Genomic DNA, 14,422 nt, shown 5'->3' with positions numbered 1-14,422 from the left:
TCAGAATTGGCAGTATTTAGTTTATTATTCTTTACGCCGTACCCGTCCCCATGTGATGGCTAAACTTTCAAATAAGCCTTGAGGCTTTACATTGCTTGTTCCTTTAATTAATTGATAGGCTTCTTTTTCCATTTCTAGCAATTCAAAAAGGCGGGGAAGTGGTACGGTGGGCGCAAGTCCTTGTAGCGCGTTTCTTTTATCAATATTTGTCACAGGACTTTGTTGCCCTGCTAATTGTAGGCGGATTAAGTCCATTGTCCAGCTTAACATCCAATGTATGACTTGGATGGCTTCCATTTGTCCCCATAATTCAGCCACTTTAATCGGTTCTTCTTGCCCTGTTGGGAGTTTGATAAGGCTATCTAACAGTTGCTGGCGTTGGTTCAATGCGTCACCTTGGGCTAAGGCTAAAGCGGTGAGCGGGGCTTGTGCGGAGAGATTGAGCAGTAAGGGAATAGCGGGATGATTTGGCAATTGTTGACTAAGCCATTGTTGTGTCACTGCGGGATTAACTTTAGAAAAGTCAACACGCTGGCAACGACTGCGTATTGTCGCCATTAGGGCACTGGGTTGATGACTGACAAGGAGCAGAACGGTTTTAGCGGGTGGCTCTTCTAATATTTTCAGTAAGCTATTAGCGGCGTTGTGATTCATTGCTTCAGCAGGGTGAATTAAAGCAACTTGGTAGCGTCCATGATGGGACGTGAGTGCGCAAAATTGAATGAGTTGTCGAATTTGATCGATTAAAATTTGTTTACCTGCTTCGGCGGGGGCAATTTCTAAAAAATCAGGGTGATTATTGGCTTGTCGCAGTTGACAGGCTTTGCATTGTTGGCAGGGGTTTCCGTCTGCTAAAGGTGTTTCACAGAGTAATAATGCGGCTAAACGTTGCGCAAGTGCTGTTTTTCCCATCCCTTGCACACCACAAAATAGGAGCGCGTGAGGCAGTCTATCTTTTTGATAAGCCGTGTGAATTGTATGCCATAATGGCTCATGCCAAGGAAAAGCGGTTATCATCGTTTATTGTTACAGAATGGAATGATTATGAGAATTGGTTTATGTGGCGGTCACCGCACGGGTAAAACCACGTTGGCGCGTGCTATTGCAGAAAAAACAGGGATGCCTTTTTTAGCGACAAGTACCAGTGCTGTTTTTCAAGAGTATGGTTTAGACCCTGCTAAACCGATGGATTTTAAAACTCGATTATGGATACAACAGCGGGTTTTAAACAGTGCCACAATGAGCTGGCATGATGCGCCAACCGATTTTATCACGGATCGCACGCCTATTGATTTTATGGCTTATACCTTGGGTGATATTCAAGGAATGACAGATGTTGATTTTCCTGATTTAGAGGCTTATTTAAATCAGTGTTTTACAATTACGAATCAATTTTTTTCGCAACTGGTTGTGTTACAGCCTGCAATTCCTTTGATTTATGAAGAGGGGAAAGCGGCTTTAAATAAAGCTTATATTGAGCATTTAAATAGTGTTGTTTTGGGTTTATGTCATGATGAGCGTTTGCAAGTTGCAGTCACGGTAATTAAGCGGGCAGTGTTGGCATTAGATGAACGGGTTGCTTGTGTTATGGTTTAGGTCTTTCTTTTGTCTGAATCAGAATTCACAGAATTTTCAGAATGAGCAGAATTAAAAAGCGTGATTCACCTGACTTTTTGGTTTGAGGGTTTTAAATCCTGTTACCGACAGACTTACTAGGTTTTGAAAACCTAGTAGATGTCTGTTTTATTTTATAAAACTCGCCGTACTCGGGTTTGATTACCTAAGTTTGCTTGTATTCGGTTAATTTCTTGCTGTGTGGATTCGTTCCAACAAAGTCCATTATTGCAAGCAATAAGACGTACTTGCGGAATATAACCATCATGAATAAAGGAAAGGATATCCGCTAATTTGCTGGCTAATCGCGGGTTGATATGGCTGATTTTAAAGGAAGGGTCAAATAACCGTTGTACTGCAAAAATAAGGGCTTTAATCCCATTTTCGGGAAAATTGGCAGTTGCCTCTAATTTTCGTTGATATTTCCCCTGAAATAAACAAACGGTAAATTCATTGTCTATGGGGTCAGAAATATAAACCGCATCAACGCCAAAATCTCCCCCGCCTTCGGTTAAACAATCAAAGGTTTCTGTATCCGATAGATTAAGAACGGTTTTTACGGTGAGATAAATAAACGCCAGTGATTTTAATCTATCATCGTCTTTGATATTTAACCTGAGTTTGGCGAGATTTATAAAATAAAACAGAGACCTGCTAGGTTTTAAAAACCTAGCAGGTCTGTCGGAACAGGCGAAAAGGTTTGAAGGACTGGCAGAGATTGCTCTCTTGTTTTTCATCGGGATTCTCCAGACAAGATTAAAACATTGTCTGAATCAGGATTTTCAGGATTAACAGGATTTAAAACCCTCAAACCAAAAAGTCAGGTAAATCACACTTTTTAATCCTGCTAATCCTGATTCAGACAACTTGTTGTCTTTTTAAAAGAAATTCGCCGAACTCAGGTTATTTAACTCATTTTCAGCGTTTTCTCGTATTTCATTCATTAAAGCATTGAGACGCTGGTCAATGATGGCGGCGTTGATGTTCATGGGGTTGCTCGGGAGATTATTAAAAACAAGGGAGATATTTCAGAAGTAAGAAAAATACAGGTAGGCGAAGAAAGTTTTTGATTTAAAAAGTATTATTCTGCTGGAGAAAACCTACTTAAATAATTATGGGTAGTTTCTTCTTCTATTTTTAATTGATGAAGTATATAGCTGAAAATTACTAATCTCATATATTGAGCTATTTCAACCATAGATGGCATTGAAAGATTATTGATAATATCTTTGTTTTTCCGACATGAGCAATCTGATTTCGCAATTCACTAATACGTTGCCCAAGATTCTTTTCACTGTCAGTGGCTAATAATTTGGATAACTTGTCTTTAATTTTAGGTGTTCCGTAAGTAGTAATTGGATACTCGAATCTTATAGAATGATCAGCATTATCAGCTATCGTAATTGCTTCTAACTGAGCAACATATAAAACGAGCGAACCATATAAAAAGTGTCTATCAAAATAGGGTGTATCATTTTGAATATTAGATATTACAACAGAATATTTATCTAATATTTCCAGCCATTTCGTCATAACTTTAGATAAGTCAATATTTCTTGCTGTAATTGGTAAATCGAAGTGCTTTCTTTCTTTAAGGCACAATTCCAGTGTTCTTGGACTGATAATCGTGGCAGGATAGACTTTAACTTTAAGAGGAGGATGAGGAGAATCTGTCGTTCTAATAGAGATTTCTATACTTTCTGGATAAACTGGTTTGTACATTAAAATAGCAAATAAGTCAGCTATATCGGTAATCCGCTTATAAATATTCTTTATATTTTCTTCCTGTTTAAAATGCAGTGTTACTTTATAAACCATGTCATTTCTAACAAGAAAGTCTTCTGATGAGTATTTTTTTTGAATTTGTTCTAAACAGTTTGTTAGTTCCATCAACGCTTCACTATTGCGGTGATATAGCGTTTTTCCTAAAAACAAAAAACTACCATAGTTACCCACTGAAATATGTTCATAATCCATATCTACTTTTAGTAAGGACTCTTTAGTAAATCCCACATGATTTTTATAGCCTTGTGGAATAAAAAATTCCTGCATATTTGTTACAGTAAAGGTTACTTCATGAAAGGTTGTATCCTCTTCAATATGATCATTAATAAACAGACATGAACAACTTATCAGACCTTGATGAGTCATTTGCCCTTTTCTAAGGGTAGGAAATTGGAGTTCTGGGAGTTTTCCACCAATAAGACTACATCTCTCTCCTGTCATGAGAATTCCATAAATAACACCTTTAGTTTTGCATAGCATTGAACTTGTTGAATAATAAAGAGTAAGCCCATTTTCAGGCGAAAAATTAATTTCTCCTAAAAAACGTAAATATTCATCTTCATCTGAAGTGGGCTGTAGTTTTCTAACATAAAACTCGCCAACCCACTTTTGCTCTTTAAATAATTCTGGGAGTTCTTCCATAGACTTAAACCACCTTCAACCGCGCATACCCATCTCGAACCCGTATTTTATCCACCATCACAGTAACCACTTGACCCAATTCTAAACGGTCATTTCCGCCTAAAAAGCCATCCACGCCCCATGGTTGCATCTCGACTTTATAACCACCTTTCACGGTGTCCAGTAACATGGCTTGAAAAGGTTGATTGCTCCATGTGTCTTGTAAATATTGCATGAAAAAGCGTTTTTTCGCGTCGTTTTCTATCATTCTTGATTCGCGCGACGTGCGTTCGGCGGTTTCTAAAACTTTGAATAATTCATCTTGGTCATACGGTAACGGCTCGCCGACGATGTGGGCGACAAGTTGGCGTTGCATGACTAAATCGGCAAAACGGCGTAGCGGTGAGGTCAGTTGGGTGTACGCGGATAAGCCTAGTCCGCTGTGTCCTGCGGGTTGTAGCGAGAGGCTGGAGGGGCGTAGGAGTTTACGAACTTTGTAAAAGCCGAGCGGTTCGGCGAGTAGTTCGGGGGTTATCGGTTCTAATGGGGATTCTTGGGTGCGGTAAATAATCGGCACTTGGTGACGTTGGGCATATTTGGCGGCGATGTGGTTGGCTAAAATCATCATTTCCGCGACCAGTAAACGGCTGGGGGAGTCTTTATCTAAGATTTCGACGGTGACTTGTCCGTTATAGACTTTAATTTTTAATTCAGGGCGTTGTAAGTTAAATGCGCCTTCGGCTAGGCGTTGGCTTTGGCGTTGTTGGGCAATGGTGAGGAGTTGTTTTAAGGCGACGGTGTCGTTATCAGTTTCTGCACTGGTTAGCATTTTGTCAGCATCGCTGTAGTGCAGGCGACGACGGACAATAATGGGTTCACGACTAATGGTGCTGTTGGTGAGGTTTGCGTCTTTATCTAGCCATGCACGCAGTAATATCGCGGAGCGGACTTGTTGCGGGCTTAGGCTGGCGATGTCGCAAGAGACGCTTTCAGGTAGCATTAAAACGGTTTGGGTCGGTAAATAGACGGTTGTCCCGCGTCGCATGGCTTCGCGGTCTAAGACATCACCGCGTTGAATCACGGCGGAGGGGTCTGCAATCGCAATGGTAATTTTCCAGCCGTCGCCGTCGGTTTCTATGCTTAACGCATCGTCAACTTCGCGGGTTTCTTCGTCGTCGATGCTAAAGGCAATTTCGGTGATGGTTTGCTCGGCTGTGGGTTGCCAGTGGGTGATGGCATGGACGGCTTCGTTGACTGCACTGGAGAATTCGGGTTTTAAGCCTGCAATAATGACATCACGGTCAGCATCGGCGGGCAAACGTCCTGCTTTTTGTAGCACTTCGAAGGCTAGTTCTCGCGGGCTTATTTTTACTGTTTCGGCAATGCGTCCGACTAGTTCGTCGACATCTTTGTCGGTATCACCACGTAGCCAGCATTCTAGGCGTTCGACAAAGGGAAGAATTTCAGGAGAAAGGGTGACATTGTCTTGATAAGCAGCATTTTTTAGCCATTCATTCGCGAGTAGTTGGGCTTTTGCGCGGGCTTGTTCGCGTTCGCGTTGTAATTTGAGTTCGGCGATTTGTTCGGCGGTGCGGGCTTCCCATGCTTTACTGCGTCGTTTGAAGTAAAGGCGGTCATCAGCGAGTACGCGCCAAATAGCAACGAAGTGTTCAGCGGTGACATCTCCGCCAAAGTATAGCTCTGCCATGTCGCTGATATCGGTCAGTTGCATGTCGAGCGCGGTTTCCCAGAGTAAGGCGATGTCGATTTGACTGCGTAGGCTATCGATAACGGTTTGGAGGTTAAAAGCGAGGTTTTGCCATTCGTTGAGGTCGCGCACGTCGCTATGGTATTGCCATAGCAGTTTTTCTTCGGCAATCCGCGTGTCGCGTCCTTTTTCGTTAACGGCTTGAATTTTGTTTTTAACACGTTTGCTGATGCAGATAAATTGTACATTATCATCATCTTGCGCAGCCCATACTTGTCCTTCGAAATCAGTCACGACAATGCCTACTTTACGGTTAGAGGTGAATAGGGAGAATCATACGCAGGTTGTGTCTTTCTGCAAAGATTGCTTATGTCTCATAAAAGGATTTTTCCCCTGCGGGACGGTCTTTAAAACGGCGATGTGTCCATAGGTATTGGGCAGGGGCTTCGCGGATTTGGTTTTCAATCAGTTTGTTTAGGCGGTTGGTATCGGTTAAATAGTCTCCGCTGGGAAAATTGTCTAGGGGGGGGAGGTAAATAATTTTGTAGCCTTGTTGGTTGGGAAGGCGTTGGGTAAAAAAGGGGATAATGGCGGAGTTGCTAAAACCTGCTAAACGACTAACAACGGTGTTGGTGGCGGTTGGAATGCCGAAGAAATCGGCAAATACGCTGTTTTTGTGTCCGAAATTTTGGTCTGTCGCTAACCAAAGAATTTTATTTGCTTTTAAACTGCGAAGCATTTCGCGCACGGCATCGCGATGAATGGCTTTTTCGGCGTGTTTTTCGCGACTGTGACGGGTCACATATTCTAAAACGGGGTTTTGATGGCGACGGTAAATAGCATGAATTTGTTTCGGAAAGCGCATGGTGAGGTAGCGTCCACCTATTTCTAAAGCGGTGAAGTGTGCGCTTAATAGTATGATACCTTTACCTTTTTGTATCGCGTCCAGTAAATACTCTTCTCCTGTCACTTGCCATTTTATGTTGAAGCGAGCGGTTGGCATCCACCATGCGGAGAGGAGTTCGAGTAGTCCTTCGCCTAAGACGAGAAAGCTTTCTTTAACGAGTTTTTTGCGGTCAGTTTCGCTTAATTCAGGAAAGCATAAGTTGATGTTGACGGTTGCAATATGACGGCGACGTGATGCGAGTAAGTAGAGGCAGTAGCCAATTTGTCGTCCGATGAGGAGTTGCCACGAAAGTGGTAAACGGGTAACTAGCCACAGGATTGCAATAATCAGCCACCAGTGCCAGTAGAGGGGAGATAAGGGGGAGTGACGGAGGAATTGGGCAAGCATTTGGCGTTGTACGGGATAGATTAATTGTGAATCATTAATCGTGGGGTTTTCCACGTGTGTGGTTAAACATAGAGCGGTTATTTTTGGTCTCTCTATGTTTAACGGTTACATCGTTTATTACGTATGATGCAACTGTGTTTGTTTGAATTCTATGCCTCTTCAAACACCCCAAAGCGCATAAAGCGTTGATAACGGGCTTCTAATAATTCATTAATGGATAAGGTTTCTAAGTCTTTTAGGGTATTTTGTAGCATCGTACTCATGGTTTCCATCATTTGCGTTAAGTCACGATGTGCGCCACCTAGCGGTTCAGGGATAATCATATCAATCAATCCTAGCTCTTTAAGACGGCTAGAGGTTAAGTTCATCGCTTCAGCGGCTTCAGCAGCTTTGTCTGAGCTTTTCCAGAGAATAGAAGCGCAGCCTTCGGGGGATATAACGGAATAAGTGCTGTATTCCATCATCGCCACGCGGTCGCCAACGCCAATGGCTAACGCGCCCCCTGAACCGCCTTCGCCAACAACGGTGCAGATAATCGGTACGGTTAAACTTATCATTTCATAGAGATTACGGGCAATCGCTTCGCTTTGTCCTCGTTCTTCTGCATCCACACCAGGATACGCGCCAGGGGTGTCTATGAAGGTGAGTATGGGTAAGCGGAAGCGTTCTGCCATGCGCATCAGGCGTAAGGCTTTGCGGTAGCCTTCAGGGCGGGGCATTCCGAAATTGCGTTGAATTTTTTCCCGTGTACTGCGTCCTTTTTGGTGTCCGATAACCATGACAGGGCGACCCGCTAAACGGGCAAGTCCGCCAATGATAGCGGAATCGTCTCCAAATGCTCTATCACCATGTAGTTCTTGAAATTCGGTAAATATATGCTCGATGTAGTCAAGTAAATAAGGGCGTTGTGGATGGCGGGCAAGTTGGGATATTTGCCATGCACTGAGATTGCTAAAAATGGAGCGGGTGAGTTCTTCGCTCTTGGCTTTTAAACGTTCAATTTCATCGCTGATATTGATGTCGTTGTCTTTGCCAACATAACGTAATTCGTCGATTTTCGCTTCTAAGTCGGCAATGGGTTGTTCAAATTCTAAGAAATTCAGATTCATCGCTTTCTTTATACCTGCGCCATGGCTATAAGGGCGTGTCTAACGTCGGTTACGTTGTTCACTGCTTGTTGAAATGTAAAACGGTGTAGGCGTTCACCTGTTTGTATGTCAAAGCCATCACTGTCTATGCCGACTATGGTGAGGGCTTGTCGCACGTCAATCAGTACGTGTTGCGAGTTTTCATAGTAGTGACGTAGGGCCGCTTGGTGTTCTGTATTCATGTGCTGAAGAATCTGGGTTTCTTCGTCAGCAGTTAAGGGGTTTGGTTTAATCAGTTCGTCACCTGCAAGCCATTCAATACGTCCAAATCCGCCAATATAAAGGGCTTTTTTGATGATAAGCCGATAGAAATGAAAATCCAGTTGTTTGTAATAGGATTCGCCTTCGGGGTAGTAACGACAGTAACGATTACGGCTATCTTCATCATCAGTACTTAGGGGAATTGCATCGGCAAGACAGGTTAAGCGGGGAGCGGTTAAGACGTTACCTGTTGTTGCTTGGTGTAACGTGAGCGACACTTTTGGATGGGCAATGAGGTTTTTACTGTGTTGCGCTAATCGGCTAATGAGTATTAGCGGGTTGCCTTGTCGGTCTAAACAGTAAGGAACAATAGAGCCAAAAGGGTATTGTGTATCGTCAGCAAGTAGGGTGGATAGCACACCATATTTACTGTCGAGGAATAATGCACGGGCTTCAGTGAGTTTATCGCTCATTTTTTATAGCATTTCTGGCTTGGGTTCACGGGCTAACAGGGCTTGAGCGGCTTCTAGTGGGGTGCTTTGTCCTGTTAATACTTGGTTGACATGGTTGACTATGGGCATTTCTACACCGTGCTGTTGGGCGAGTTGGTGGGTGATGGTTGCAGCATGTATGCCTTCGACCACTTGTCCAACTTGAGCTTGTGCAGCTTCTAGGCTGATGCCTTGCGCGAGTGCGTAGCCAAAGCGTCGATTGCGGGATTGGTTATCAGTGCAAGTTAGGACTAAATCGCCTAAGCCTGCTAAACCCATAAAGGTTTCGCGTTGTCCACCGAGGGCAATGCCTAAACGTACAATTTCGCTCAGTCCACGTGTAATTAAAGCGGCACGGGTATTTGCTCCCATTTTTAAACCATCTGCGATACCTGCAGCAATGGCAATGACATTTTTAACCGCGCCCCCAATTTGTACCCCGACCATGTCATTACTGGTATAAGCACGGAATGAGGCTTGATGAAATAATTGGGCGACATGATGAGCGTTTTCGATGTCTTGTGCGGCAATCGTGACCGCTGTCGGTAAGGCGGCAGCGACTTCACCGGCAAATGAAGGACCTGACAAAACCGCGAGAGGGATGTTATCGCCTAATTCTGCACGCGCTACTTCGTGTAAAAGCAACCCTGTTTGATATTCCAAGCCTTTTGTTGCCCAGCATAAACGATGATTTTTTGTAATGTAGGGCTTTATTTTTTTTAAGGTTTCGCGGAAGCCATGGCTAGGAACGACAATAATAATGTCTTCCACAATCGGCATGAGGGTTACGAAGTCCGTAATGGCGTATAAATTATCGGGAAAAACCGCATTCGGCAAAAATCGTTGATTACAACGTTGTATTTGTAAAGTATGAACATGCGCAGGGTCTTTACCCCAAAGGTAAATAGGGTATTGTCGACGGGCAAGCGCAAGAGCCAGTGCAGTGCCCCATGACCCTGCCCCTAAGACTAATAAGGCGGACGGCGATAACATGCAAGGTATTTTTCGGTTGGAATTAAGCGGTTGCGCCAGTTGCTGTCGCTGCTTTGGCAGCTTCTTCACGCAGTTGTTGAATGCGTTGGGCATACATCGCGTCGAAATTCATGATGCCTAAGGTTAAAGGCGGGAAGCCACCGCGTGTGACTAAATCAGCAATGTTAGCACGGGCATAGGGGAATAGAATGCTTAAGCAGTAGCTGTTTAACATGTAGTTTAAACGGTCTTGGGTAAAGTTTTGAATCATGAAAACTCCTGCTTGTTGAATTTCAACAATAAAAGCAGTGTTATCATTGACTTTAACCGTGACGTTGACTTTTAAAATTACTTCGTAAACATCCTGACGTAACGCACTTATACTACTGGTAATTTCGGTTTCTGGTGCAAGTTTTCCTTGTGCATTCCAAACATCAGGAGAATTGGAGGTTTCAAAAGAAATATCTTTTAAATAAATCGTACCGATTTGAAAAGTTTCTTGCACTTGTTGGTTTTCGTCTGCCACAGCTACAGTCCTCAAAATAAAATGGTGAATGTGTTAATACACAAAAATAGGGAAAAAATGCGATTTAAAGAATAGCCTTATGCGTTTTCGCTCACGTTTTCTACCACATCAGCAACCTGTTTTTCCTTGGTTTCCTTTCCTTTGGCAACAGGTAAATTGGCATTGTGCCACGCCATTATGCCACCGCTCAAATTATACACATTATCAAACCCATTTTTCTTGAGAATCCCAACCGCACTTGCAGAGCGTTGTCCTGTCATGCAACTGACAATAATTGGGCGGTCGCGGTACTTTTCTAAACGATTTAACTTATTGACTAAACTGCCCAGCGGAATATGTAAGGCATTGATAATATGACCTTGTGTATATTCATTTTCTTCACGAACATCGACAACGATGGCATCTTCACGATTGATTTTTAAAGTTGCCTCTTGTGGTTGCAAGGCATTCCCAAGTCCTGCACTATTAAACACTTGCCATGCTAACAGCGTCGCAACAACAAATAATGCCATGAATAAAAAGGGATGATTTCCCATAAACTCAAAAAATTGTCCCATAATTTTATGTCTCCTGTATTTAAAAATGCGTCAGATTGCTGAATTGATTAAATGCTGTAAATGCGCATCTATTTTAATGCAAATTGTTCCCATAAAAGAATAATCCCCATCTCAAACTATCTGAAATGGGGATTATTCAAGGCTCATGCAAGTAATTAGCTACAAAATGAGCAAAAAACCTCACGCATCATACTAATTAGGCGTAATGTTCGAGCATCACCGACGCGATAATACACTCGATTTGCATCCTTACGAGAGGTTAAAATCCCTTTATCTCGTAAAATTGCCAAATGTTGTGAAATATTGCTTTGTGAAGTGCCCACTTGTTCCACGATATCTTGCACACTCAATTCATGTTCTCCTAACGTGCACAAGATTTTGAGACGTAGAGGATGGGACATTGCTTTCATCGAACGCGCTGCTCGTTCAATATCTTCATCATGGGTAATCAGCGCAATCGGTTGAATATTTTCTGCCATAAATTTCTGGTTCCACACAAAGCTATCTATTTGCAACAATTTAGATATTGTCAAATACTCGCTATTTTCAAGTTATCTGCTACGCAGTCCGTCTCTTTTAAAGCATATTTACATTTTTTTGCTTTTTCTCTCATTTATTATATAGCAAATATCTGTGAACCGTTGCTTTATGGTGATTATTTATCTGTTTAATAATTACATAGTAATACACTAATATAGTGGCTTATTCGTATGTGCTTGTAAAACGTTTGGAGATATGTGTATTTCAGGTTACAATAAAATTTTTAATACAGACATGAATGTAGTTTATATAAATTATTTAGTTACTCACGATTATTTGCTGTTTTAAAGTCATCGTGTTGTTGTTATAAAATGCTGGTTTCGCTTTTTAAAAAAGACGCTTTATTCTTGAGAAAAGCTTATTTTAGTCTTTAAACGCTTTTTTTATTAAAAAATCTAAAAAAAAGTCTTTTCATTTTTATAATTATTGTGACCTATCAACCTAGTTTAAAGAGCCTATTATGTACAAAATTGTATTACTGCGACATGGGGAAAGTGTTTGGAATAAAGAAAACCGCTTTACAGGATGGACAGATGTCGATTTGTCTCCTAAAGGGCTGGAAGAAGCAACCCAAGCAGGACAATTATTGAAAAAGGAAGGCTTTACATTTGATATTGCCTACACCTCTGTTTTAAAAAGAGCCATCCGTACTTTATGGATTACGTTAGACCAAATGGATTTAATGTGGATTCCTGTTTATCGCAATTGGCGATTAAATGAGCGTCATTATGGGGCGTTACAGGGTTTAAACAAGACGGAAACCGCGCAAAAACATGGCGAGGACATGGTAAAAATTTGGCGACGGAGTTATGACATTCCCCCACCTGCATTGGAAAAAACAGACGCACGTTATGCGGGTAATGACCCCCGTTATAAGGCGTTAAGCGAGGCAGAATTGCCGTTAACGGAAAGTTTAAAAGAAACAGTCGCCCGTTTTGTGCCTTATTGGGAAGAAACCATTGTCCCTACGATTAAATCGGGGAAGCAAGTCATTATTGTGGCACATGGTAATAGTATTCGTTCACTGATTAAGTATTTAGATAATGTTTCTGAAACAGACATTGTCAACTTAAACATTCCCACCGCTATTCCTTTAGTCTATGAATTAGATGAAAATTGTAAACCTATCAAGCATTATTATTTAGGCGACCAAGCGGCGGTTGAAGCGGCTGTTAATTCGGTTGCGAATCAAGCACAAACTAAGTAAACCCCAGTATTGCGAGTTTTATTAGAGACCTGCTAGGTTTTCAAAACCTAGCAGGTCTTTTTTTGTCTGAATCAGAATTAACAATACGTCAACGATTTCATCCTGAAAATGTTGATAATCCTGATTCGGACAAACTACTGTCTTTTTTAAGAGGAACTCACCAAGCCCAAGTTAAAAAATAACATAATGGTGATAATAAATAACATGCATATTGTAAACTATCCTTGTTTAGATGCGTAATTATTTATGTATTATTATTGTGGTGGTAAATAACGCTCTTGCGTTTTATGCATAAAAAAATTTCTAACCATTTCTCCCCGTTGGGTTCTTACTTGTTCTGCAATATCATGTAAAAATTTGATATATTTGCGATTTTCAAAGCTATCCTCTAAGGAAATCAAAAAAGGATCATCGTCAATAAAGTGTGGTTGGTAAGGTTCAAACTCGTATCCAGAGTAGAAATAAATAGATACGTGCGAGTAACTAGAAAAAGAAAAAAAATGACTTTCGTGATCGACATTAACTAGAGCCAGTTGTTTAATGTCTCTTTGCGCAACAATATGTTCATGGGTAGAAAGCCATCCTTTTTTTTCATGTAATAACAACACTCGTTGTGAAGTAATAGCCAAAACAGGCTGTTGACCGCTACTTTTCTCTCCCACAATTTGCAAAACTCCCTCTGACATTTCATGTTGAGAACAATGTTGATTGAAGTTAATTGACATGATGTCCTCCATAATGAACATAAGAAAAAACAAGAATGTTTTTACTACGAAAATGCATTACATATCAGATTAAACTGATATGTAATTAATTATTGCGTAATAATGCTTTATGTCAACATTTTCGCAAAAAATTTTACACTAAAAATGGTATTTAGGTTTTTAATGCGCATTATTTTATGCATAAAAATTCTAGCGTCACATCACTTCCTCGATAAACCCCGATTTCTTCACTGTTTCATCCAACGCCTTCAACGTTTCCAGCAATTCTTGCATACGGTGTAAATGCCATGAATTTGCACCATCGCTTAACGCAGTTTCTGGGGTGGGATGAGTTTCCATGAATAAACCTGCAACGCCAGCAGCAACAGCGGCACGGGCTAAAACGGGGACAAACTCACGTTGTCCGCCTGACGCATGTCCTTGTCCACCCGGTAATTGCACAGCGTGTGTAGCATCAAAGACGACGGGGCAAGCGGTTTTTCGCATGATAGCCAGTGAACGCATATCAACGACTAAATTGTGATAGCCAAATGAAATACCACGTTCACAAACCATGATTGATTGATTTCCTGTTACTTTCGCTTTTTCTACCACGTTTAACATATCGTCAGGGGCAAGAAATTGTCCTTTTTTGATATTGACGGGTAAGCCTTGGCGGGCAACGTTTTGAATAAAATTCGTTTGCCGACATAAAAAAGCAGGGGTTTGTAATACGTCGACCACACTGGCAACTTCATTTAAAGGCGTGTCTTCATGCACGTCGGTTAAAATGGGCACGCCAATTTGCGCCCGTACTTTGGCTAAAATGGTTAAGCCTTGTTCTATGCCTAAACCACGAAAGCTGTTGTGTGAAGAACGGTTCGCTTTATCAAATGACGATTTATAAATAAATGGAATGTCCAGTTTTTGAGTGATTTCTTTTAAAGTGCCTGCTGTGTCTAGGGCTAATTGTTCCGATTCAACGACACAAGTGCCAGCAATCAGAAAGAGGGGGCTATTTAAGCCAACAGGGAAACCGCATAAATTCATTTTA

15 protein-coding genes are annotated in these 14,422 nt (G+C 41.6%); 2 read left to right on the top strand and 13 right to left on the bottom strand.

The window, feature by feature from the left end; genetic code table 11:
- Positions 1–24 precede the first annotated feature (24 nt).
- The gene (locus BEGALDRAFT_RS08765; RefSeq protein ID WP_002685792.1) at positions 25–1,017 is read right to left on the bottom strand and encodes a DNA polymerase III subunit delta'; all 993 of its coding nucleotides are present in this window, start codon (positions 1,015–1,017) and stop codon (positions 25–27) included.
- 27 nt (positions 1,018–1,044) lie between these two features.
- On the opposite strand from BEGALDRAFT_RS08765, the gene BEGALDRAFT_RS08760 reads away from it, so the two are divergent.
- Positions 1,045–1,596 carry an AAA family ATPase gene (locus BEGALDRAFT_RS08760; RefSeq protein ID WP_002685786.1) on the top strand — a complete coding sequence of 184 codons (552 nt, stop codon included), beginning with the start codon at positions 1,045–1,047 and terminating at the stop codon, positions 1,594–1,596.
- Positions 1,597–1,748: 152 nt separating this feature from the next.
- Here BEGALDRAFT_RS08760 and BEGALDRAFT_RS08755 read toward each other — a convergent pair whose 3' ends face one another.
- The 10 genes from BEGALDRAFT_RS08755 to BEGALDRAFT_RS08710 all read right to left on the bottom strand — a co-directional run bounded on the left by BEGALDRAFT_RS08755 (position 1,749) and on the right by BEGALDRAFT_RS08710 (position 11,396).
- The gene (locus BEGALDRAFT_RS08755; RefSeq protein WP_002685778.1) at positions 1,749–2,351 is read right to left on the bottom strand and encodes a hypothetical protein; all 603 of its coding nucleotides are present in this window, start codon (positions 2,349–2,351) and stop codon (positions 1,749–1,751) included.
- A gap of 448 nt (positions 2,352–2,799) precedes the next feature.
- Positions 2,800–4,041: an ApeA N-terminal domain 1-containing protein gene (locus tag BEGALDRAFT_RS08750; RefSeq protein ID WP_002685767.1), complete on the bottom strand. Its 1,242-nt coding sequence runs from the start codon at positions 4,039–4,041 to the stop codon at positions 2,800–2,802.
- Between the two features lie 4 nt (positions 4,042–4,045).
- Entirely contained in the window at positions 4,046–6,022 is a 1,977-nt protein-coding gene (locus BEGALDRAFT_RS08745; protein ID WP_002685764.1) for a ribonuclease catalytic domain-containing protein, read from the bottom strand.
- A 73-nt stretch (positions 6,023–6,095) separates the two neighbouring features.
- Positions 6,096–7,076 (bottom strand): LpxL/LpxP family Kdo(2)-lipid IV(A) lauroyl/palmitoleoyl acyltransferase, encoded by a 981-nt coding sequence (gene lpxL / locus BEGALDRAFT_RS08740; RefSeq protein ID WP_002685763.1) that lies wholly within the window; start codon positions 7,074–7,076, stop codon positions 6,096–6,098.
- Positions 7,077–7,171: 95 nt separating this feature from the next.
- On the bottom strand, positions 7,172–8,131 hold the full coding sequence (accA, locus tag BEGALDRAFT_RS08735) for an acetyl-CoA carboxylase carboxyl transferase subunit alpha (RefSeq protein ID WP_002685762.1): 960 nt from the start codon (positions 8,129–8,131) through the stop codon (positions 7,172–7,174).
- Positions 8,132–8,139: 8 nt separating this feature from the next.
- On the bottom strand, positions 8,140–8,844 hold the full coding sequence (locus BEGALDRAFT_RS08730; RefSeq protein WP_002685761.1) for a HugZ family pyridoxamine 5'-phosphate oxidase: 705 nt from the start codon (positions 8,842–8,844) through the stop codon (positions 8,140–8,142).
- A gap of 3 nt (positions 8,845–8,847) precedes the next feature.
- Positions 8,848–9,855: an NAD(P)H-dependent glycerol-3-phosphate dehydrogenase gene (locus BEGALDRAFT_RS08725; protein ID WP_002685760.1), complete on the bottom strand. Its 1,008-nt coding sequence runs from the start codon at positions 9,853–9,855 to the stop codon at positions 8,848–8,850.
- Between the two features lie 22 nt (positions 9,856–9,877).
- Entirely contained in the window at positions 9,878–10,360 is a 483-nt protein-coding gene (secB, locus tag BEGALDRAFT_RS08720; RefSeq protein ID WP_002685759.1) for a protein-export chaperone SecB, read from the bottom strand.
- Between the two features lie 77 nt (positions 10,361–10,437).
- The gene (locus tag BEGALDRAFT_RS08715; RefSeq protein WP_002685758.1) at positions 10,438–10,917 is read right to left on the bottom strand and encodes a rhodanese-like domain-containing protein; all 480 of its coding nucleotides are present in this window, start codon (positions 10,915–10,917) and stop codon (positions 10,438–10,440) included.
- A 155-nt stretch (positions 10,918–11,072) separates the two neighbouring features.
- Positions 11,073–11,396 carry an ArsR/SmtB family transcription factor gene (locus BEGALDRAFT_RS08710; protein ID WP_002685757.1) on the bottom strand — a complete coding sequence of 108 codons (324 nt, stop codon included), beginning with the start codon at positions 11,394–11,396 and terminating at the stop codon, positions 11,073–11,075.
- Positions 11,397–11,917: 521 nt separating this feature from the next.
- Between BEGALDRAFT_RS08710 and gpmA the strand changes: the two genes are divergently transcribed.
- A complete protein-coding gene (gpmA, locus tag BEGALDRAFT_RS08705) occupies positions 11,918–12,664 on the top strand; it encodes a 2,3-diphosphoglycerate-dependent phosphoglycerate mutase (RefSeq protein WP_002685756.1) in 747 nt (248 codons plus the stop codon).
- 254 nt (positions 12,665–12,918) lie between these two features.
- On the opposite strand, the gene BEGALDRAFT_RS08700 is transcribed toward gpmA, so the two are convergent.
- Positions 12,919–13,389 carry a hypothetical protein gene (locus BEGALDRAFT_RS08700; protein WP_002685755.1) on the bottom strand — a complete coding sequence of 157 codons (471 nt, stop codon included), beginning with the start codon at positions 13,387–13,389 and terminating at the stop codon, positions 12,919–12,921.
- A 195-nt stretch (positions 13,390–13,584) separates the two neighbouring features.
- Positions 13,585–14,418 (bottom strand): 3-deoxy-8-phosphooctulonate synthase, encoded by an 834-nt coding sequence (gene kdsA, locus BEGALDRAFT_RS08695; RefSeq protein WP_002685752.1) that lies wholly within the window; start codon positions 14,416–14,418, stop codon positions 13,585–13,587.
- Positions 14,419–14,422: the final 4 nt, after the last annotated feature.

This window comes from Beggiatoa alba B18LD (genome assembly GCF_000245015.1).
GTDB classification, from domain to species: domain Bacteria; phylum Pseudomonadota; class Gammaproteobacteria; order Beggiatoales; family Beggiatoaceae; genus Beggiatoa; species Beggiatoa alba.
This window is presented reverse-complemented; position numbering and strand designations above follow the sequence as displayed.

Bases quoted from the DNA above. Each gene is read 5' to 3' on its own strand.
- BEGALDRAFT_RS08765 (WP_002685792.1), bottom strand. From the start codon at position 1,017: ATGATAACCGCTTTTCCTTGGCATGAGCCATTATGGCATACAATTCAC.
- BEGALDRAFT_RS08760 (WP_002685786.1), top strand. From the start codon at position 1,045: ATGAGAATTGGTTTATGTGGCGGTCACCGCACGGGTAAAACCACGTTG.
- BEGALDRAFT_RS08755 (WP_002685778.1), bottom strand. From the start codon at position 2,351: ATGAAAAACAAGAGAGCAATCTCTGCCAGTCCTTCAAACCTTTTCGCC.
- BEGALDRAFT_RS08750 (WP_002685767.1), bottom strand. From the start codon at position 4,041: ATGGAAGAACTCCCAGAATTATTTAAAGAGCAAAAGTGGGTTGGCGAG.
- accA (WP_002685762.1), bottom strand. From the start codon at position 8,131: ATGAATCTGAATTTCTTAGAATTTGAACAACCCATTGCCGACTTAGAA.
- BEGALDRAFT_RS08730 (WP_002685761.1), bottom strand. From the start codon at position 8,844: ATGAGCGATAAACTCACTGAAGCCCGTGCATTATTCCTCGACAGTAAA.
- BEGALDRAFT_RS08725 (WP_002685760.1), bottom strand. From the start codon at position 9,855: ATGTTATCGCCGTCCGCCTTATTAGTCTTAGGGGCAGGGTCATGGGGC.
- BEGALDRAFT_RS08715 (WP_002685758.1), bottom strand. From the start codon at position 10,917: ATGGGACAATTTTTTGAGTTTATGGGAAATCATCCCTTTTTATTCATG.
- BEGALDRAFT_RS08710 (WP_002685757.1), bottom strand. From the start codon at position 11,396: ATGGCAGAAAATATTCAACCGATTGCGCTGATTACCCATGATGAAGAT.
- gpmA (WP_002685756.1), top strand. From the start codon at position 11,918: ATGTACAAAATTGTATTACTGCGACATGGGGAAAGTGTTTGGAATAAA.
- BEGALDRAFT_RS08700 (WP_002685755.1), bottom strand. From the start codon at position 13,389: ATGTCAATTAACTTCAATCAACATTGTTCTCAACATGAAATGTCAGAG.
- kdsA (WP_002685752.1), bottom strand. From the start codon at position 14,418: ATGAATTTATGCGGTTTCCCTGTTGGCTTAAATAGCCCCCTCTTTCTG.